At 60.9% G+C, this 19871-nt stretch carries 18 protein-coding genes; 8 read left to right on the top strand and 10 right to left on the bottom strand.

From position 1 onward, the window contains the following. Window positions 1-230: 230 nt before the first annotated feature. The 3 genes from BX592_RS22220 (at window position 231) to hutG (ending at window position 3451) form a co-directional block, all read left to right on the top strand. Window positions 231-1115, top strand: coding sequence for a bifunctional helix-turn-helix transcriptional regulator/GNAT family N-acetyltransferase (locus BX592_RS22220; RefSeq protein WP_134194552.1), 885 nt, complete (start codon window positions 231-233; stop codon window positions 1113-1115). Between the two features lie 201 nt (window positions 1116-1316). After that, window positions 1317-2516: an NnrS family protein gene (locus BX592_RS22215; RefSeq protein WP_134194550.1), complete on the top strand. Its 1200-nt coding sequence runs from the start codon at window positions 1317-1319 to the stop codon at window positions 2514-2516. Between the two features lie 125 nt (window positions 2517-2641). After that, window positions 2642-3451: an N-formylglutamate deformylase gene (gene hutG / locus BX592_RS22210; RefSeq protein ID WP_134194548.1), complete on the top strand. Its 810-nt coding sequence runs from the start codon at window positions 2642-2644 to the stop codon at window positions 3449-3451. 53 nt (window positions 3452-3504) lie between these two features. Here the strand turns inward: hutG and BX592_RS22205 are convergent, their stop codons facing one another. The 5 genes from BX592_RS22205 to BX592_RS22185 all read right to left on the bottom strand — a co-directional run bounded on the left by BX592_RS22205 (window position 3505) and on the right by BX592_RS22185 (window position 8995). Continuing rightward, on the bottom strand, window positions 3505-4107 hold the full coding sequence (locus tag BX592_RS22205; RefSeq protein ID WP_134194546.1) for a hypothetical protein: 603 nt from the start codon (window positions 4105-4107) through the stop codon (window positions 3505-3507). Between the two features lie 115 nt (window positions 4108-4222). Beyond that, a complete protein-coding gene (locus BX592_RS22200; RefSeq protein WP_134194544.1) occupies window positions 4223-4609 on the bottom strand; it encodes a hypothetical protein in 387 nt (128 codons plus the stop codon). Between the two features lie 158 nt (window positions 4610-4767). Next, window positions 4768-6183, bottom strand: a complete 1416-nt coding sequence (locus tag BX592_RS34885; protein WP_134194755.1) for a multicopper oxidase family protein — start codon at window positions 6181-6183, stop codon at window positions 4768-4770. A 359-nt stretch (window positions 6184-6542) separates the two neighbouring features. Further along, window positions 6543-7721, bottom strand: a complete 1179-nt coding sequence (locus tag BX592_RS22190; RefSeq protein ID WP_243849669.1) for a hypothetical protein — start codon at window positions 7719-7721, stop codon at window positions 6543-6545. A 512-nt stretch (window positions 7722-8233) separates the two neighbouring features. Continuing rightward, window positions 8234-8995, bottom strand: coding sequence for a CerR family C-terminal domain-containing protein (locus BX592_RS22185; RefSeq protein ID WP_134194540.1), 762 nt, complete (start codon window positions 8993-8995; stop codon window positions 8234-8236). A gap of 95 nt (window positions 8996-9090) precedes the next feature. On the opposite strand from BX592_RS22185, the gene BX592_RS22180 reads away from it, so the two are divergent. The 4 genes from BX592_RS22180 (at window position 9091) to BX592_RS22165 (ending at window position 14714) form a co-directional block, all read left to right on the top strand. Beyond that, on the top strand, window positions 9091-10245 hold the full coding sequence (locus tag BX592_RS22180; protein ID WP_134194538.1) for an HlyD family secretion protein: 1155 nt from the start codon (window positions 9091-9093) through the stop codon (window positions 10243-10245). After that, window positions 10211-11833: an MDR family MFS transporter gene (locus BX592_RS22175; RefSeq protein WP_134194753.1), complete on the top strand. Its 1623-nt coding sequence runs from the start codon at window positions 10211-10213 to the stop codon at window positions 11831-11833. Before BX592_RS22180 ends, BX592_RS22175 begins: the two co-directional genes overlap by 35 nt. 20 nt (window positions 11834-11853) lie before the next feature. After that, complete coding sequence (locus tag BX592_RS22170; protein WP_134194536.1) at window positions 11854-13311, top strand: efflux transporter outer membrane subunit; 1458 nt, start codon at window positions 11854-11856, stop codon at window positions 13309-13311. Between the two features lie 302 nt (window positions 13312-13613). Continuing rightward, window positions 13614-14714: a porin gene (locus BX592_RS22165; RefSeq protein ID WP_134194534.1), complete on the top strand. Its 1101-nt coding sequence runs from the start codon at window positions 13614-13616 to the stop codon at window positions 14712-14714. Between the two features lie 22 nt (window positions 14715-14736). Here the strand turns inward: BX592_RS22165 and BX592_RS22160 are convergent, their stop codons facing one another. The 4 genes from BX592_RS22160 to BX592_RS22145 form a co-directional block, all read right to left on the bottom strand. Next, window positions 14737-15642 (bottom strand): LysR substrate-binding domain-containing protein, encoded by a 906-nt coding sequence (locus tag BX592_RS22160; protein ID WP_134194532.1) that lies wholly within the window; start codon window positions 15640-15642, stop codon window positions 14737-14739. A 37-nt stretch (window positions 15643-15679) separates the two neighbouring features. Further along, window positions 15680-15949: a DUF1427 family protein gene (locus BX592_RS22155; RefSeq protein ID WP_134194530.1), complete on the bottom strand. Its 270-nt coding sequence runs from the start codon at window positions 15947-15949 to the stop codon at window positions 15680-15682. A gap of 176 nt (window positions 15950-16125) precedes the next feature. After that, a complete protein-coding gene (locus BX592_RS22150; protein WP_134194528.1) occupies window positions 16126-16782 on the bottom strand; it encodes a hydrolase in 657 nt (218 codons plus the stop codon). Window positions 16783-16966: 184 nt separating this feature from the next. After that, window positions 16967-18076 carry a LysR family transcriptional regulator gene (locus tag BX592_RS22145; RefSeq protein WP_243849678.1) on the bottom strand — a complete coding sequence of 370 codons (1110 nt, stop codon included), beginning with the start codon at window positions 18074-18076 and terminating at the stop codon, window positions 16967-16969. Window positions 18077-18218: 142 nt separating this feature from the next. Here BX592_RS22145 and BX592_RS22140 point away from each other — a divergent pair, with 142 nt between their 5' ends. Further along, a complete protein-coding gene (locus BX592_RS22140) occupies window positions 18219-18632 on the top strand; it encodes a GFA family protein (RefSeq protein ID WP_243849668.1) in 414 nt (137 codons plus the stop codon). A 23-nt stretch (window positions 18633-18655) separates the two neighbouring features. Here the strand turns inward: BX592_RS22140 and BX592_RS22135 are convergent, their stop codons facing one another. Next, window positions 18656-19714 carry a LacI family DNA-binding transcriptional regulator gene (locus tag BX592_RS22135; RefSeq protein ID WP_134194526.1) on the bottom strand — a complete coding sequence of 353 codons (1059 nt, stop codon included), beginning with the start codon at window positions 19712-19714 and terminating at the stop codon, window positions 18656-18658. Window positions 19715-19871: the final 157 nt, after the last annotated feature.

Raw genomic sequence — 19871 nt, 5'->3', positions numbered from 1 at the left:
ACACACACTTAATTGCGAAAGTTGTCGGTTCCGCGTATTAGAAGACCTGCACGTATCCCGAACGTGTCTCAGATCTGCGCAAATGTATCGGCATGTATGGAGACAGACGCAAACGGACGATCGAATCAACCAGTGCGTGACTGCAATAGTGTAGGTAGATTAATGCGCCGCATGCGCGAAGAACGGGGCGCGTGTTGACGGCTCCCGTATCTCTGACTAAAGTCAGAGATATGCGCGCAACCGACATTCTCCAGATTCGCAGCTTCAATCGCATCGTGGCCGAAAGCATTGGCGCGATCAGCGATCATTTTCTGGGAAGGGGCCGCCCGATGGGTGAGTCGCGCCTCTTATGGGAGATCGGAGTTGAAGGTGCGGATCTTCGCACGCTCCGCGCGCGGCTCAATCTTGATTCAGGCTATCTCAGCCGTACGTTGGCTTCGCTTGAAAGGCAGAAGCTTGTCGCTGTTGTCACGCATCCGGATGATCGGCGCGTGCGCCGGGCTTGCTTGACGCAGGCAGGCCGCAACGAAAGGGCTGAACTCGAACGGCTTTCCGATCAAGTCGCTTCGCGCGCGCTCGAACCGCTGGGCGAGGAACAGCGCCGGCGACTTGTCGTCGCCATGGCTGAAGTGGAGCGCTTGCTGCAGCCGTCTCTCGTGCATTTCGCGCTGGAGGACCCGGACAGTGACGACGCGCGGTGGTGCTTTAAACAGTACTTCGGCGAACTCGATCAGCGCTTTGACGCGGGCTTCGACCCATCTGCAAGCCTGTCGGCGAAGGCCGATGAACTCAGGGCGCCGGAGGGCGCGTTGATCGTCGCGAGACTCCATGGAAGCCCGATCGGATGCGTCGCGCTGAAGTTTCATAAGAAATCCCCGGCGGAGCTCAAGCGGATGTGGGTGAGTCCGACTGCGCGCGGTATGGGGGTGGGTCGCCGGTTGATTGTCGAGGCTGAGAAACATGCTCGACAGAGCAAAGTGCGCGTTATTCGCCTCGAAACCAATCGCACGCTGCGCGAGGCGATTTCTCTATACCGGCAGTGCGGATATGTTGAAGTCGAGGCGTTCAGCGCGGAGCCGTACGCGCATCACTGGTTTGAAAAGCGACTGCCGTGAACGTCCATTGAATGTCTTTCCGCGCGGTGCGGCGGGGTAGCGAGCCAACTCTTCTCCTGGCCGCTCGTCATCAGATGACCATCGCACTCCTGCGTCTTATGGGTAGCAGCGGCACGCTGTCGCATCCCGAACGGGAACAGTATCTTTGCGCCGGTGCACGCTATAACATGCACACAGTGTGCATGTTTGCAAGGAGGCGGAATGAAGATCGACGATCCGGCGTTAAATGGAATGCCCAGCACAGCCGCCGGCTTGCCGGTCCTGCGCCTTGGCTTCCGGCCGTTCTACCTGGGCGGCGCGTGCTTCGGGCTTATCGCAATGCTGCTCTGGTTGATCGCGCTGCACGGCCATCCTATCGCCGGTCGTTCGCCGGCGCTGAGCGGCATGCTCTGGCATGCGCACGAAATGGTATTTGGCTTCGCCGCCGCCATCGTCGTCGGTTTTTTGCTCACTGCTGTGCGCGCGTGGACGTCACTGGAAACCCCGCGTGGCGCGGCGCTTGCCGCGCTTTGGTTGCTGTGGGCGGCTGGTCGCGTGCTCACCTGGACCGGCCCGGAACCGGTCGCGGCAATAGTCGATTCCGCTTTCCTGCCGGTTGCCGCCGTTGTGCTGTTGCGTGTGCTGATCGCGGCGCGCAATCGGCACAATATCTTTCTACCCGTCGCATTGGCATTGTTCGGCGTGTTAAATGCGCTGTGCCATTGGTGGGCATGGCACGGTCGCGTCGATCTTTCCCTGCGCATCGCTTATGCGGCAACGGGGCTCGTCATTCTATTCGTCACCGTGATCGCGGGCCGCGTGGTGCCGATGTTCACGACCAACGCGATCCCTGGCTTTTCGCTGAAACGCTGGAAGATGATCGAGACACTTGCCGTGCCGGTTGTCCTCGTCACGTTCGTTGCGGATCTGGCTAACGCGCCGCCTTCAGTTATGGCTGCGTGCGCGGGCGCTGCAGCGCTGGTCCACGGGACCAGGGTCGTCGGATGGCGCTCATGGCGGACCGGTTCACGACCCATTCTCTGGATCCTGCATGTCGCGTATGCGTGGATTCCAGTCGGTTTCGCGATGCTTGCGCTCGCATCGATCGGCGTCGTGCGGCATTCGCTCGCGATTCACGCATTGACGGTCGGAGCGATCGGATGCGCGATCATCGCAATGATTACGCGTACCGCACTCGGACACACGGGGCGTGCGCTAGTCGCCGGCCGCGCGGAAATTGCGGCCTACGTGTTGATGATCGTCGCCGCGCTGGTGCGCGTTTTCGGGCCGTGGGCCGTGCCCGGCGCCGCCGTCTTCTGGATCGACCTGGCCGGCGCGAGCTGGTGCGTTGCGTTCGTTCTGTACCTGACCAAATATGCGCCTTATCTGACCCGTTCACGTATTGATGGCAAGGCTGGCTAGGTCCGGGGAGAAACGATACGGTTGTAGTATGTCGGCAGCGCAAGTGGTCCACCACCGCGGTCATCGCAACGAAGGCACGTTGGTGTTCGGACGTGTATGCGCGCACCTATCCGGAGTCGATTTCCATGACCGATCTGTTTTCCCTCGAGCGCGGCACAGCGCCGTTGCTTATTTCGATCCCGCATCTCGGCACGCAAATCCCCGATGCGATGCGCGACCAATACACGGATATCGCACTGACTGTCGCGGATACCGACTGGCATCTCGACCGGCTCTACGCATTTGGAAAAGCGCTCGGCGCGACGATGCTGGGCGCGCGTATGTCGCGCTACGTGATCGATCTGAACCGGCCTTCGAACGATGAAAGCCTTTACCCGGGACAGACTACAACGTCGTTGTGTCCGACGGAAACGTTTCGTGGTGAACCGCTCTATCGCGAAGGACGCACGCCGGATACCACCGAGCGTGACAGACGGGTTGCCACGTATTGGCAGCCGTATCACGATGCTTTGCGCACGGAATTGCAGCGCTTGCGCGCGGAACACGCGAACGTGCTGCTGTGGGAAGCGCATTCGATTGCGAGCGTGCTGCCGCGCCTGTTCGACGGCAAGCTGCCCGATCTGAACATTGGCACGCAGGATGGCCGCACCGCGGCGGCGCCAGTGCTGGACGCGGTGAAGCATGCGGCGGGCGCAAGTCCGTTCACGTGGGTGGCGAACGGACGGTTTAAAGGCGGCTTTATCACGCGCCACTTCGGCGCACCGCAAACCGGCGTGCATGCGGTGCAACTGGAGATGTGCCAATCCACTTATATGAGCGAAGACGCGCCGTTTAACTACTTGCCGGAACGCGCGCAACACGTGGAGCCGGTTGTCCGCGAGATGGTGACGGGCGCGCTGGGCGTTGTGCTGGCGATGAACGCGGCGGGTCGTTGAATCCCGCACTAAGTCGCTTTAAATGCGCGCTTTCACTGCACGCATTAACGGCGTCAGAAATCGTGCCGGAAAGAAACAGACGCCCCTATTTCGTGCGAATGCGTGGCATTGAGGATCGGACTTGCCTTGAAGGTCCAGTTATCGTCCGGTGCAGTCGCACTGCTTTGTGAAGCCGTCGTCGGCGGCGACGCATTGCGGGTCGAATTTTGCGTCAGTACGCTGCTGCCCGTGGCGCTGCCGGAGTAACGCGGGAAGCCAACGTCCGGTCGTACCGAGGGTGGGCCGCTGGAAATAGTGGAGCTGAATTGGTACTGGCCCGCTGTCGCGTTGTCGTTCTGTGCGGGCGGCGTGCTCGACGCCTTTGCCGATGCGACGTGTTTCGTTGGTGCGCGGGGTGAATGCTGCGGCGGCCGGGCAGCCGCGTGGTGGACGTCGTGGTGGGCGGAAGCGCCAGACCGCACGACCGGCTCCTTAGCCGCTGTTGTTCCAGCGCCCTCGGCGAGTGCGACGCTGGTGAGACCCCAAAAAATCACACCAGCGATCCAATATCCTGGACTACGGTATTTCATGAAAACGCCCCACTGGCGACCGTCAAATCGCCATTCAAAACTCTCGGTGCCCATAAAATAAGCAGCGTCATCATAAGGCACGTTCACCGCACAAACAGTCCGAGATTTCCCTTGTGTTGCTGTGGTTCCACGCTTGAAACGGCAGGGTTTTCACCCATTCGACGTCAGGTATGCGAAGAAATAGCGCGGCCCATTTCGCTTTTCAATTGGCTGGCTTCGATCCATGGCACCCAATCCCGGCGTTATTGCCCGTATTCCTGAATGACAACGTGAGCCGGCTTCCTTTGGTCGCCGTGATGATCTGCCCGTAACTGACGGTCGGAATAAATTGAATGTCCGGCGCAACGGCGATCGGCGGATTCTTCGTTCCATCCACCGTCAGGTCGAGTTCCACCGAAATCGTGTCGACCGCGACACCCAGGTCCTTCTGCCGTCCAGCCAGATTCTTCTGGGCGTCGCACAGGCCGTCCAGAATCTGCTCGAGGGCGGTGGGGATATCGACGGGCTTACCCGGTGGGATCGGCGGCGTGTTGCAGCCGACCATCAGAAATGGCAATACGCATAGCGGGAGAGACAGGTAGGCACGCATCAGGGTCCCCGGCTGGCCTCGTACCTCTGCGACTATTCGCCTGTCTTGTCGATGGCTCTGTTCGGTGGCGAACACACATTGCCGCGAGCGATACGTGGTCGCCCGCGATCACGTATCGCGCATATCGGTCCGTGTAACTGAAAACTGAACGCACTACGTCAAGCCACCACCTCGACAATTCCCATCATCCCCTTGTCTTCGTGATTGACCGAATGACAGTGATACACGAAGCGCCCGACGATCACCGGATCGGTGAACGGGATCACCACTTTCAATGAACCGGGTCCCAGATCGGTCGCCGGCGGGATCGAATATGTGTCGTGCAAACTGTCCCTGCTTTGTGCAACGCCGTTGACCTCTGTCACCAGAAAGGCGGTCTGGTGAATATGAAAGCTGTGATATTGCTGGTCCGTATTGACGATGGTCCACTCTTCCGTGTCGCCGAGCCGAACGGTCTGATCGACGCGATTCTCGTCCATCGTGCGACCATCGATCATGAACATTTTCCGGTCCGCTGTCCGTGAATAGTCCAGCGTTCGACGCCGCGCGATCGGCGCGCGGCGAACATCGTCAATCCATCTTGGCCCGTGAACCCGCTGACTCAGCACGCGGTTTTCGATCGGTGCACTGTGCGCCGCCGGACCTGAAGACAGGATCGTCGCGATTTGCTGAGCGGGTTCTGGCGGAAGCCATGCTTCATTCTGAAAGGGGATCGTGCGCATCGCGTATTCGCCGGCCTCTGGGCCAACGAAGATAAGGTCATATCGCTGGCCCGGCCCCATGAAGAAGCCGGTGGTTCGGCGCGGCGCCGACAGAACGTGACCGTCGGTGGCCACGACATAAAAGGGCAGATCGTCGGCAGCGAACTTGACGAACAACGTTGCGCCGATGTGCGCGACGCGCCAGTACTGAAGCTCGCCGGGCCTGATCGAGATGACCGGGTTAATCTGGCCATTGATTGATACGACCTCGCGTCCCGCGTGCTTGATGTGCTTGATCAGCAGCAGCCGCTCGGGCATGTCATGCAGAATCGGCAAGCGCTCGTCCATGCCGTCCACGATCAGTCCGCCCGACATGCCGCCGAGTATCTGCGGTGCCACCACACCGTGTGCATGCGGGTGGTACCAGAACATACCGGGGCCTTGCCGGTCGCGCGCGGGAATATTGACGAGGTAGTCGAAGTTGCCGCCCGGCGGCACGTGAACGAACACGTTATCGCTATGTCCGCGCGGCGAAACGCTCATTCCGTGAAAATGAAGGTTGCTGGGCTGATCCGGGAGGCGATTGTCGAAGCGGATTTTCAACGTGTCGCCCAACCTGGCGCGAAGGACGGGCGCAATGTATTCGCCGTTGTACAGCCGCCCCGGAAACGAGAACGAACCGAGTTGCACGGTGCCTGTAGCTGCCGTAAGCGTGGTTTCAAGCGTGCCGTTCCTGCTGCGTATTTGCGGCGGATCGGATAGCGCATCGCCGAACGCTGCTTGCGCCCGAACGGACGTATTCCAGATGGCGGTTCCCGCGATCACTTCCGCGGCTGATCGCAAGGCGCCCGGAAGCAAGGCCGCATTGCCCATACGCGCAACGCGCGCGAGAAAATTCCGGCGCCGATGGTTCAGCAAATCCTTGTACACAGATTCCCAACTCTTACATTTGGGTCACCGTTGACCCGCTATGAGGGCCTGTCCTTCGAACGAAGTCGACAGGCAAAAGCAGAGTGTGCCAGCACGCACACGAAGAGGGGCGCGCAGATGCGAACCAGATGCCAGGCTCGCGCACTGTCGGTGCAAGTGCAAGTTAGCGATCAGAACTCCGTCGCCGCACTATGTCCATGTCGAACGATTCAACAGGTCGCCACGATCGCGATTGAGCTAACCGGGTTGCAGCACGGCAAGTGGGTGCCGGATGCCATGGTTGTCGCCACAATCGTGTGTCGCTACAGCGCGGGATCGAGCGGCGTGATCCGTGCAAGCATCACGGTGAATTCCTCCGCCGCGATCTGCCGGAATTTCATTCTCGTGACGGAGATTCGCTGATCGTTGTCGTCGTTCGGAAACAGCCTGATCGCCGCGTCCTTGATTACGTTGTCCTTGTCTTCCACGGCCGGCAGACTCGGCGACGTGGACCCATCCATTGCCTTGACCAGCAGATAAACCGGCACGACGTCGGCGAGTCCGATCGGGATCAGCTTTGCAGCGTCTTCGCCGAAATGGCGTCGCACGATAGCCTGTGAGCACAGCCGTAACGTATAGCGGAACGGAAAGCCTGTGCGGATCGATAACAGCACGGGGTCCGCTGCCGCAATCTGTTCGACGGAATTGACGCCTTCCGCTTCGAACACCGAAACGATCGGCAGGGTGACGCCGTTGAGCGAAAGCAGCTTGTCGGGGCTGTTTTCTTCTTTTTCGAGTTGCGTCAGTTGCGGAAAGCCGAAGCGGCGAATGATCTTCATCAGCGCATCGACGGGAAACGTGCCAAGCGCGAACGCGACCGCTGTGTGAGCGCCATCGGCGCCACCGACGACCAGCGCGAGCGGCACCGCCAGCATGATGCGCAGCGCGTACCAGTAGACGTCGGAGACATTCAGCGCTTTGCGCCGGATACTCAGCACGGAATCGCTGACGACGAACATAAGCGCGCCGCCAAACGATGCGAGCAAGACCTCCTGGCTTATCCCGTACACGCAGGTCGATGCAGTAGCGGCATCACACGCACCAGGCGTGTAGTTGCACGCGATCAGACTCGCGCCCGCATACGCGATGCAGAGAAGAATCAGAAAGGGCGGCACGAACGGAGTCAATCCGTACTGCTCGTGGTAGATGCTTGCGAACACGCGGTCGCAAAGTTTGGGCGACCGGTCCGCGAGATCACGCCAGCTATCGTTGTCGGCCGGTGTGTTGAGCACGCCTGCGTAGATCAGTGCATCGATCAGGCGTTTGGACCAGTACCGTTGCAGATAGGCGGACAGTGCCGAGCCCTTCAGACTGTTTTCGAATTCGCGGTATCGCGTATACCAGCCGAGGCACAGAAATGCGATTAACGGAGCCCCGATCAACACGGTGACAAAGGCGCCCAGAATGATCGCGTAGTCGCGTTGCGCAGCGGAGCAGCCCACGACTTTCCAGATAAAAACGCCACCGGCTAAGTTGATTGCGCATAGATACATGATCAACAGCGCAGCCCGTCGAACCGCGGTGAAATGCTTCGTCGATATCGGCTGTTTCGGTGGACCCGATGCCGTTGCGTCGTCCGCGCTCATGCTGAACCCCGATCGGAGGTTTTGCCTTGAAAAGCAGCCTGAAAAGACCGATAGGCTGAATGATCCGGCTCATGCCGGCGCCGCTTCGGTTAATCAACCGGTTATCTGCCGAATCACGATGATTCGGATAGCAAAGCGCATCAGATAATGAACGTTGTGCGGACGCGGATAAAGGTGCTTGCAGCGCGCTTTATTTTGTCGTGATCGGTTGCCGCGAGAATTTTCACGACGGCATATCGAGAACCATCTTAGGATAAGTTTCGCGGGCCGCAGGCGGCGTCACCAGGCGATCGTGCGCAAGCGCACACAGCGTGCTGCAATGGGCGCGCCGTTGGTCGCGCGTGTCGTTGACGTTGAAGGCTGCGACGTCAAGTCTGCTTGCGCGGTTTCCGTTTGCTTGCGTTTTGCGTCGCGGCCTGTTGTGCGTCGTCGCGCTCCCGGCTCCAGTGCTCAAGCAGCGTGCGGGTCTGTTCGCGTATCGTCGCCTTCAACAGTTCAGCTTTCTCCGCGTCAATGCTTTTCCAGCCGAGCATCGACAGGGTGGAGCGGTGCGCAACGTGGAAGATCACCAGTTGTCCATGCAGGCTGAAGGTACGGATCAACGTCTGCTGGTCGTCGGCGGCGCGCCCTGAAATGCGCGCGACGAGCGACGCACTGGCTTGATTGAGCGGCTCGCGAATGCGGGCTGACAGCGTTTGCGTCGCACTTTCGGGTTCGTGTCCCGCCTGCTCGCGTGCAAAGAAAAGCCGGCGGCCGGGCTTGCAGGTTTTGGCGAACGCGCTGTCGGCGATCGCTTCCTGAATGCGGATGACCGCATCGATTAGCGTGTCGGTGTCCGCGTTCTCGCTCAGCACCTGCTGCGCGTGTTCGATGGCCGGCCCGAATGTTTCAGATGCCTCGTCGACCAGCGCTTCGACGCACGCGCGATACACGCCTTCCTTGTTCTCGAAGTAGTACTGCAGCGCCGGGGCGTTGACACCGGCGCGGGCCGCGATGTCGCGGGTCGACGCGCCCTCGAAACCGTGCTCGCCGAATAGCTCGATCGCGGCCTCGATGATCCGGTGGCGCGTCTCGTCGCCGCGCGCATAGCCGCCTTCCGGCGAACGGCGCAGCTTCTTTGCGGGGTTCATGCATTTCTCTCCGTTACACGTGAGAAATATAACACTTGACACAATTTTACCGGATGGAATAATTATACCAGTTGGAAATAATTGGACCTTAAACAATGTCAACCACCGCTGGCTCTCCATCCCGCCCGCCTTCCGCGTCGCGACCGGCCGAAGACGCGCCCGTATCGGGCGCGCGGCGTCCCAGCCGGCGAACCGTGCTGACCGTGCTCGGCGCCGTCGCGCTGATAGCGGCGGCGCTCTGGCTCGCGCGCTGGTGGACCGTGGGCCGCTTTATCGAAAGCACGGACGATGCGTATCTGCAGGCCGACAGTGTGACCGTCGCGCCGAAAATCGCCGGCTACGTGACGAGCGTTTACGTTACGGATAACCAGGAGGTTAAACCCGGCGATCCGCTTGTGCAGCTCGACGCGCGCCAGTACCAGGTCGCGCTCGACCAGGCGCGTGCCACCGTCGATGCGCGCAAGGCCGATATCGAACGCGCGCAAGCCGAGATCAAGCAGCAGCAGTCCAATATTGCGCAAGCTCAGGCGCAGCAGCGTGTGTCGCGTGTCAGCGCGCAGCATGCAAGCGACGAAGTGCGGCGTTATGCGCCGCTGGTCGCGTCCGGCGCGGAAACCAGCGAACGTCTGGCGGAACTGACGAGCAGTCGCGATCAGGCGAATGCGACGCTCGCCGCGAACGGCGCGGCCGTCGAAGCAGCACGCTCGCAGATCGCGTCAGCCGTCGCGCAGCTTGCCCAGGCACGCGCGCAACTCGAAGCCGCGCAAGCGAGCGCGCAGCAATCGCAACTCGATCTCGACCATACGGTGGTGCGCAGCGCGCTGGGGGGCAAGGTCGGCGATCGCACCGTGCGCGTCGGTCAGTATGTGCAACCGGGTACGCGCATGCTGACGGTCGTGCCGGTGCAAAGCACCTACCTGGTCGCGAATTTCAAGGAAACCCAGGTCGGCCGCATGCGTATCGGTCAACCGGTGGAAATGCGTGTCGATGCATTGCCCGGCCACACGTTACATGGCGTGGTCGATAGTTTTTCGCCCGGCACCGGTTCGCAGTTCGCGTTGCTGCCGCCTGAAAACGCGACCGGCAACTTCACGAAGATCGTGCAGCGGGTGCCGGTGCGGATTCGCGTCGACGTCGGTCCGGAAACGCGTAGCGTGCTGATGCCGGGTCTGTCGGTGGACGTCGATGTCGACACGCGTTCGGCTCGCGACCGCGATGCGCGTATCGACGCCGAGAACCATCGTGGCTGATTCGACCGTGGCGGCGCTGGCCGCGCCGCACGCTGAAAAGCGGGCCAGCGCGAGCGACTGGATCGCGGTTGCCGCCGGCGCGCTCGGCGCGTTGATGGCCACGCTCGATATCTCGATTACGAACTCCGCACTGCCGCAGATTCAGGGCGAAATCGGCGCGACCGGCACCGAAGGCACGTGGATCTCGACCGGCTACCTGATGTCGGAAATCGTGATGATTCCGCTCGCCGCATGGCTAACGCGTGTGTTCGGTCTGCGCAATTTCCTGCTCACGAATTCCGCGCTGTTTATCGCGTTCTCGATGGTATGCGGCTGGTCGCACACGCTGCCGATGATGATCGCGGGCCGTATCGGGCAGGGCTTTACCGGCGGCGCGCTGATCCCCACCGCGCAGACCATCATCCGCACGCGTCTGCCGCTCTCGCAGTTGCCGGTCGGCATGACGATGTTCGGGCTGATCGTGTTGCTCGGTCCGCTGCTAGGCCCGGTGGTGGGCGGCTGGCTCGCGGAAAACGTCAGCTGGAGCTGGTGCTTCTTTATGAATCTGCCGATCTGCATCGCGTTGATGACGTTGCTCGTCGTCGGCTTGCCATCGGACCGGCCGCACTGGGACGCTTTTTTCAAAGCAGACTGGCTGGGCATTGTCGGCCTCGCAATCGGCCTTAGTTCGCTGACCGTGGTGCTTGAAGAAGGGCAGCGCGAACGCTGGTTCGAATCGTCGATGATCGTCGCGCTCGCGTGCGTATCGGTGTGCGGGATGGTTCTGATCGCCGTTTCGCAGCTGAGCGCGAAGAAGCCGATCCTCCGCTTGAGCCTGATGCGCAACCCGAACTATGCGAGCGTGATCGTTATCGTGTCGGCAGTCGGCGCGGCGATTTATGGCGTGTCGTATCTGCTGCCGCAGTTTCTCGGCGTGGTGGCCGGCTACAACGCGGAACAGGCGGGGGCGATCATGCTGCTGTCCGGGCTGCCGGCGTTCCTGATCATGCCGTTTCTGCCGCGGCTGCTGACGAAGTTCGATTTCCGCGTGCTGGTCATTACCGGGCTGCTGCTATACGCGATCAGTTGCATGCTCGACATTCACCTGACCGCGCAAAGCGTCGGGCACGATTTCGTCTGGTCGCAACTGATACGCGGAACCGCACAGATGCTGGCGATGATGCCGCTGAATCAGGCGTCGATGGCCGCCGTCGCGCGCGAAGATTCGGGCGATGCGGCCGGTCTGTACAACATGGCGCGCAATCTGGGCGGGTCGATTGGACTCGCGATCATCGGCACGGTGATCGATCGGCGCACGACGTTTCATACCGCGACGATTCGCGAATCGGTTACCGCCAATTCGCCGATCGGCCAGGAGACGCTCGCGGCCAACGCCGCAAACTGGCTAGCGCACACCGGCGATCTCGCCTATTCGCAGATGCGCGCACTCGCACAACTGGGCGCGCAGATCGATGTGCAAGCGGTTGTGATGACCTATTCAGAAACCTTTTATCTGCTCGGTATCGCGTTGCTTGCGTGCATTCCGCTCGCGCTGCTGCTGAAAACACCGCGCAGAAATGCACCTCCGCCCGCATCCGCTGGTCACTAATGTCTCTTTCCGGATTCTCCATGACGTTCAACCGTCCGACATGTTTCGCGCTGGCCGCTGCCGCGTTTCTGTCCATGCTGTCGGGCTGCACGGTCGGCCCGGACTATCACGGCGCGCCGGTCGTCGCTCGAGAGGCCGTTGACAGCGCAACGTTCGTGCGCACGCAAGGGTCCGTGACGACGGTGACGGCCGCACCGAATCAGTGGTGGCTCGCATTGAACGACGCGCAGCTCAACGACCTGATCGCTGCCGCGTTAGCGAGCAGTCCCGACGTCCGCATCGCGCAGGCGCGACTGCGTGAGTCGCGGGCGCAACTGGACCAGCAAAGCGCGGACGCATTGCCGAAGGTGTCGGGCAACGCGGCGGCGATCCGCGCGCGCGAGCCTGATCTGAGCGCGCTTGGCAACGGCTCAAGCGGCGGTAATGCACCGTCATCCGGACGCGGCCCGTTGACGCTTTATACGGTCGGGTTCGATGCGTCGTGGGAAATCGACCTGTTCGGCGGCACCCGGCGCGCGATCGAAGCGGCATCGGCGAATGCGCAAGCCGTCGATGCGGATCTCGCCGATACCCAGGTGTCACTCGCGGCCGAAGTCGCGCGCACGTATATCGAACTGCGCGACGAACAGACGCGTCTTGAACTCGCGCGGCGTCAGGCGCAAATCGAGCAGCAGATCTTGACGCTCACGCAGCAGCGACGGCAACGGGGCACGGCTGCGGACATCGATGTCGAACGGCTGACGACGCAGGTCGAGAACACGCGCGCGACACTGAGTCCTCTGGATGCGCAGGTGACCGACTCGCTCGATCGCCTTGCGGTGCTGACCGGGCGCGCACCCGGCGCACTGGACGAACAGCTCGCCGGCCCCGAGCCGCTGCCCGCGTTGCCTGAGACCGTTGCAATCAGCGACCCGTCGCGGATGTTGCAGCAGCGTCCGGACATCCGCGCGGCCGAGCGTCGGCTCGCGTCGAGCAATGCGCAGATTGGCCAGCACATTGCCGATTTCTTCCCCAAGGTATCGTTGTTCGGCGACATCGGCTTTAGCGCAACCGATCCAGGTCACCTGATACGCAAGAGCAATTTCAGCTGGGTCGGTGTGCCGTATCTGCAATGGAACGCCTTTGATTTCGGCCGCACGCTGGGCAGCGTGCATGCGGCCCAGGCGTCGCGCGACGAAGCGGAGGCCCGCTACACCAAGGCCGTGCTCGAAGCGTTACAGGATGCGAATTCCTCGCTGTCACGCTATGGACATCAGCGCGAACATATCGTCACGCTGCAAAAGGTCGAGGCATCCGCCACCCACTCGGCGACGCTGATGCGGCAGCGCTATACGGCGGGCGTTGCGACGCTGATCGACCTGCTCGACACGCAACGCGTCGAGTTTTCCGCGCAGCAGAATGTAGTCGCAGGGCGGGCCGAATTGCTGAAAGACTTCGTAGCGCTGCAAAAGAGCCTTGGGCTCGGATGGCAAGGTTAATCGGTCGTACCGCGACGAGCGCTCGCGGTGAGTCGACCCCTCCATGATCGGCGGCGCCATGCCGCCCGTTCTCACGCACGAGCAGCGTTCAGGAAAACTGGACGCTTCGTTCCCTTCCGCGGTATCGGCAATCAGCCAACCGCTCGTCATAATCGATTCCGCATAGACCTTTGAGTCGTTTAGCGCTGTGCATCGACGCGTGGGCGCGTCCGCATATCGCAGCGTTTTCGTAACCCGCGACTTTCGCCGGAACCATCGTCATCTCGCGGCGCCATCGCACTAGCCGCAACCCAACACCAGAAATGAAATCCCCGTGCAAGCTGTTGCTCGCAGTAGCGTGTGCGTGCGCGTTTGCCGCATCGTCATCCGCGCAATCGATCAGCGCATATGGAATATTCGACACCGGTGTCGAATATCTGAACCACGTCGGTACGTCTGGCGATACCGTCTTCAAAATGCCGAATTTCAGCGGGTCTGTGCCGTCGCGTTGGGGTCTGCGCGGCACAGAAGACCTGGATGGCGGCGCCAGACTGAACTTCACGCTTGAATCGGGTTTCGCGCCGGATTCCGGTGTGTTGAATCAAGGTGGTCGGCTATCTGGTCGCCAGGCGTGGGTAGGTTTGAGCAATTCGTGGGGGCAGCTCAGCGTTGGCCGCCAATACACGATGTTCTATTGGGCAACGCTTGCATCCGATATTCTCGGGCCCAATGCGTATGGATCGAGTTCCGTCGACAGCTATTTCCCCAATGCGCGCGCAGATAACGCGATCGCCTACCTCGGCAAGTTCGGCGGGTTGACGATCGGTGCGACTTATAGCTTTGGGCGTGATAGCGCGAATGCGGGACCGAGTCCGTCGGGCACGAACTGCGCCGGAGAAAATCCCGCGGATAGCCGCGAGTGCAGCGAATGGTCGGCAATGGTGCAGTATGCGGCTAGCGGGTGGACCGTATCTGCCGCATACGATTCGCAGCGCGGTGGTCCGGGCGCATTCGGCGGGTTGACATCGAGCTCACTGAAGGATGATCGCGTTGCGATCAACGCATACTTTGTGCTGCGCTCGGTCAAGGCCGGCGTTGGCTGGGTTGGACGCCGCAATGAAGGCTCGCCGGCTGCGCGCAGCAACCTGTATTACGGTGGCCTGGCCTACGACATCACGTCGCAATTGAATCTGGCGGGCGAACTGTTCTATCTCGACTATCGGCACAGTAGCGATAGCGCGCTGCTTGGCGCGGTGCGCACAAGTTACGCGCTGTCCAAACGCACAACGGCCTATGCGACGGCCGGCTATATCAGCAACGGCGGAGCGCTTGCATTGTCGGTGGATAGTGCGGCGGCAGGCGCAGCACCGGCCCCGGGCGGCAATCAGATCGGCACGATGCTGGGCATCAGGCACGCGTTCTAGGCGCAATCATCGTGCGCGGCGGCTAGTCGAATGACGTCACCTTCGGCAACTCGGTCGCCAGAAAGTCGACAAGCAACCGCACAGCGGGAAGAAGCCCCGTGCGATTCGGCATCAGCGCGGATAGACGTGCTTCGGAAGCAATCCAGTCCGGCAGCAAGCGGCGCAGCTTGCCGGCCTGCAATTCGTCGCGGCACATAAACCCTGGCAACGCGGCTATGCCTAGATTCGCGCAAGCGGCTTCCTTTAACGAAAGCAGATTATTGCTCTGGAAGCGCGGCTCGATTGGCACATTGACGAATTCACCGCCCGGACCGCGCAGTTGCCATCGGGTTGGCCCCCGGCGGGTCATGGCGACGAACGCATGGCTTGCGAGTTCACGCGGATGGCTGACCGGCGCGCGCTGTTCGAGATAGGACGGTCCGGCGAACAGGCACCATGGCACATAGGCGATCGTCCGTTGCACAAGATCGCAATCGCGCAGCGTCGATATATGACCTCTGATCGCAAGATCGAAGCCTTCGCCGACAATGTCGACGAATCGCTCCGTCGCGTGTTCGTGAATCGCGACTTTTGGGTGCCGCTCGAGGAAGCCAGGCAGGACTTCGCGCAGCAGATATTGCGTGACCTCGATCGGCGCCGTCATGCGGATTACCCCGCTGGGTTCGGCGATCCGCTGGCGCACCGCGTGTTCCGCGGTCTCGGCGTTATGCAGTAATTCGATTGCGTGCCGATAGAATTGCGCACCCACTTCGGTCACCGCAAACTGACGGGACGTCCGGTTGATCAAACGGACACCAAGCGACGCCTCAAGCGCTTTGATGCGGTGGCTCAACGTGGACTTCTGCTGCCCGAGCAATTCGGCTGCCGACGTGAACCCGCCCCGGTCCACGATCTGCACGAAAAAATGCACATTTTTCAGATCGAGCATCGGCGGCATCGTTCAGTGGTTCGCCGGTAGTAGTCGCTCAGCGGTTCGCGCTTCGGTCGTCGCGTGCATTGACTGGGCGATCAGCATTACCGGCCGCGGGCGCTCGCACCGTATCCTGCTCACTGTGGGCATGAACCGCACTCGCATGCAACAGGCGCTTCGCGCACGGCAGCGCCTGTTCGCCGATCAGGATGCCGAGCAGCCCGACCAGTGCGATTGCGGGCGGCGCCGGCGATCGGATGTGCAACAGCGAATAGATAAGGCCCACCAGCAGACCGGCGCCAAGTGACAGAAGATAAAGTTTCATGCTGGGTTTCGCGCGATGTTTCGCTAACAGAGCGGCGCTGCCGGAAAGCGGGCCGCTTGGCTCGCGATGCGATTTCGGCAGCGCCTGTGCGCCGGATAGCCGACCACGTTGCATTCATCCGGACGCGGTGACGCGATGGACTGTCCTCCATCCATCGCGAGAGCATCAGTCAGGCGCTAGCGAGCGCCGTGCGCGCCGAACATGGTCTTCACGTAGTTGATGCCGATACCAAACGTGCCGCCCAGCCGCATCGCGACGCCGGTGGTCACGTCGTACGTGTCCGCGCGAGCCCAGTCGCGCTGTAGTTCGAGCAGGTACGTCAATGATGTGATCGGGCGCGCGCCCGCCTGGATCATCCGCTCGACCGCGCGTTCATGCGCTTCGAGCGAGCAGTCGCCGCACGCGTCCGTGACTACATAGACTTCAAAGCCTTGCTCGAGCGCCGACAGCACCGGACCATTACAGCAAACCGAAGTCCATAGGCCCGCCATTACGAGCCGGTTCTTGCCGGTCGCGTTCACACGAGCGATGAAATTCTCGTCTTCCCATGCGTTGGACGTCGTGCGGTCAGTCACTTCGGCGTTCGGAAATGCTTCCGTGATTTCGTCGAAGAGCGGGCCGGCGAACGTATCTTTCGAAATTGTCGAAATGATCGTCGGTACCTTGAAGCCCTTCGCGGCATGCGCAAGGATGCCGGCATTCGCACGAAGGTTCATGATGTCGATCGACTTCGTGTTGAACGCCATCTGTGCCTGATGGTCGACCAGGATCAGTGCGTGATCGTTCGGGCTAAGCAGGGAGCTGGCGGGTTTAGCGATCGCTTTGATGCTCATAACGCGGTCCTCGTAGGGTTGAATCCGACTGCGTGAATGCGGCCAATGGCCCGGATCGCCGCTGACATCGCTACCGGGGGGAGGCGTTATGTCATCGGCATGCGGTCGATTCTAAGTGAGCGACCCTGTAAGAAAAGAGCGCAATTCTGCGGAACGAAGTCCGCAAAATTGCGGAATCGCTCGGCTATCGATCGGTTCCCATGGGATGCCCGAAGCGCAATTCCCTGCCTTCCAGAAAATCGCGATGCGGCACGAGCGCTTGCGCGCAATGCGTCAGGAACGCATAGACCCGTCCGGATTTGCGGATGTCGGGATGTGTCAAAACCCACAGTTCGTCGTAGACCTCTGGCTCGACAGCGCTGATACGGATCAGGCTGCCGACCAGATCGCCATGCATGCAGGGCAGAAATCCGATGCCTATGCCCGCCGAGATAGCCGATGCGACGCCGGCCACGGAATCGCTGCGGTAGACGATGTTGTCCCGATGAACACGGTCGTTGACGAACGAGAATGCTTTAAGGCCGGACAGACCCTTGCCGTACGACACCCAGGCGCGTTGATAGAGTTCGTCGGTGGTCGGCGCTGCGCCGATGTAGTCGATCCTGCGTCCATAGATTGCCCACGCGATGGTCGCGAGTTTCCGTCCGAACAGGTTTTCCGGCGCGGACAGGGTCGCGCGAAAAGCGATATCCGATTCGCCGCGCGCAAGATTGAGCGGCTTGTTGCCGACGATCATCTCAATCCGCACGCCCGGGTTGCGCGACTGGAAGTCCGCAATGACCGGTGTGAGGAAGTCCAGCAGAAGCGCGTCGCTAGTCGTAATGCGCAAGTCGCCTGTATGGCTTTGTGCATGACGCGATACGCGACGGACGACGCTGAGAATCTCTTTCTCGACACGAGTGGCAAGGTCGATCACGTCGGCGCCCGCATCCGTGGTCATATAGCCGCTGCGGCGCCGGTCGAACAGCACCGCTCCCAACGTCTGCTCGACGACGGCGAGCCGCCGTGAAACGGTCGAATGGTTCAAGCCGAGTGCAGCCGCTGCCGCGACGAGACTGCCACTTTCGCCAACTGCCTTGACGATGCGTAGATCGTCCCAGGATAAAGCCTGTAGGGAATCGCTCATGATGAACCTGCGCACGCGGCCTTGAGCCGTTCGTGATGGTGGACGGGAAGGCGGAATTAAAGCAGGAAACAGGAGAACAGTGGGATGAGCGCGGCTGAAGCGCGATGCACGATTTCCACAGTAGACGGGCGGGGCCATAGTCAGACGAACGATTTCGCCTATTTCCATTCGGCGCACTTGAATTTTGGATGTAGCGCTAGTATCTTTGATCGAAAACGTTTTCGACGCAGTGCTGCGCTGCAGTTCTTTGTCGTCGAATACGATACCCGCGTGGCGCGCGCGCTACGTCTACTCATCAACTGGGGAACAAATGATGCAACATCGCGAAGGCGGTTGCCTGTGCGGGGCAGTCCGATACGAGTTGAAGGGCGAACTGCAAGGCGCGGCGCTGTGCCATTGCACGCATTGTCAGAAGCAAAGCGGAAGCGCGTTTTCGTTCAACCTGTTTGTCAGCGAAGCAGACTACGTGCAACAGGGCGACACGAAGTTCTATGTGGATACCGGCGACAGCGGAAAGCAGTCGTATCGCCACTTCTGCGGGAACTGCGGCTCACCGATCCTGACGAAGGATCCCGGCTTGCCCGGCATGGTTCTCGTGAAGGCGGGCACGCTCGATATCGAGTATAGGGAGGGCCTGCGACCTCAGATGGAGATCTACACTGACCGCGCGGCGAAATGGCTCGCACGAGTGCCGGGTACCCAACTTTTCGAACGCAGCCCGTGATTTGTTGTCACGCGCGCGTGGTGTTAACGCGCGCGCCGACTTGCATTGCCCTGTTCGGAGCTTGAACCGGGAACGCGATAAGGCCCGTCCGAAGCGCGGACGATCAATTCCGGTTCCCAGATCTCCTGAAGCTGTTGCGGCGGTGTGCCGGCCAGCCGCTCGAGCAGCATTTCCGCCATCCGCTTGCCCGCGCGGCGCGTGTCGGCGGAAAAGGTGGTCAGCGAAGGCTGGATATAACGTCCGATCGGATCGTCGTCGCTCCCAATCACACCGATATCCCGGCCCGGCGTCCGGCCAGTTTCGGTGATACCGCGCATCACGCCCATTGCGATCAGGTCATGACCGGCGAGGATGGCCGAGGGTGGGTCCGGCAGTTCGAGCAGCCGGCGCGCTGCGTCGGCTCCGGCCGGTTCGGATATCGACGTTTCGATACAAAGGGTCGGGTCGATCGCGATGCCTGCGCCGCGCAATGCCTCCTCATATCCGGCACGCTCGAGGTGGCTGAATGTCAGGTACTCGGGTGCATGGACGAGCGCAATCCGGCGATGACCCAAGGCGATGAATCGTCCGCAACCGGAGCGCCCAACGACGCGAGAGTCGATATCGACGTAAGGGAACGCATTAGATGTCTCGCTTCTGCCGAACGCGACAAATGGAATCTCGCGCTCGACCAGATACGCAATGCGTTCGTCCTGCCGGCGCGTTCGCCCGAACAGCAGCGCATCGACGCGCTGGCGCTCGACCAGGCGCTTGATCAGATCGAGTTCCGTTTCCACACTTCGCGCGGACGCGATGATGAGCTGATAGCGACTGTGATCGATCGCTTCATTTACGCCCATCAGCATGTCCAGAAAGAACGGATGAGCGAACGACGTTTGTGGCGGAGATATGACGAACGCGACGGTGTCGGACGATTGCCGTCGCAAACGGCTGGCGGACGGATCGGGGAAAAAGGCGGACCGCCTGGCGGCTGCCAGCACGCGCTCGCGTGTTGCCGCGCTGACGTCTTCCCGGCCATTCAGCGCTTTCGAGACGGTGCTGATGGAAAGCCCGAGTGTGGCGGCGAATTCCCGGATGTTCATTCGTGTTTTCTGTGGCGAAAACGATTGTTGCAATTCTAGACAATCGTCGAAGACTAAGAAAGAGATAGCGGTATGCGGCTTGAACGTTAGGGGTATCGCTGGTATGGTTTAACGAAAACGATTTCGTCAAACCACTCAAAATGCATGTTTTGTCCGT

The sequence above is a fragment of the Paraburkholderia rhizosphaerae genome, assembly GCF_004366595.1.
Lineage (GTDB): Bacteria > Pseudomonadota > Gammaproteobacteria > Burkholderiales > Burkholderiaceae > Paraburkholderia > Paraburkholderia rhizosphaerae.
The sequence above is the reverse complement of the archived record's forward strand: the minus strand, read 5'-3'. Positions and strand labels throughout refer to the sequence as shown.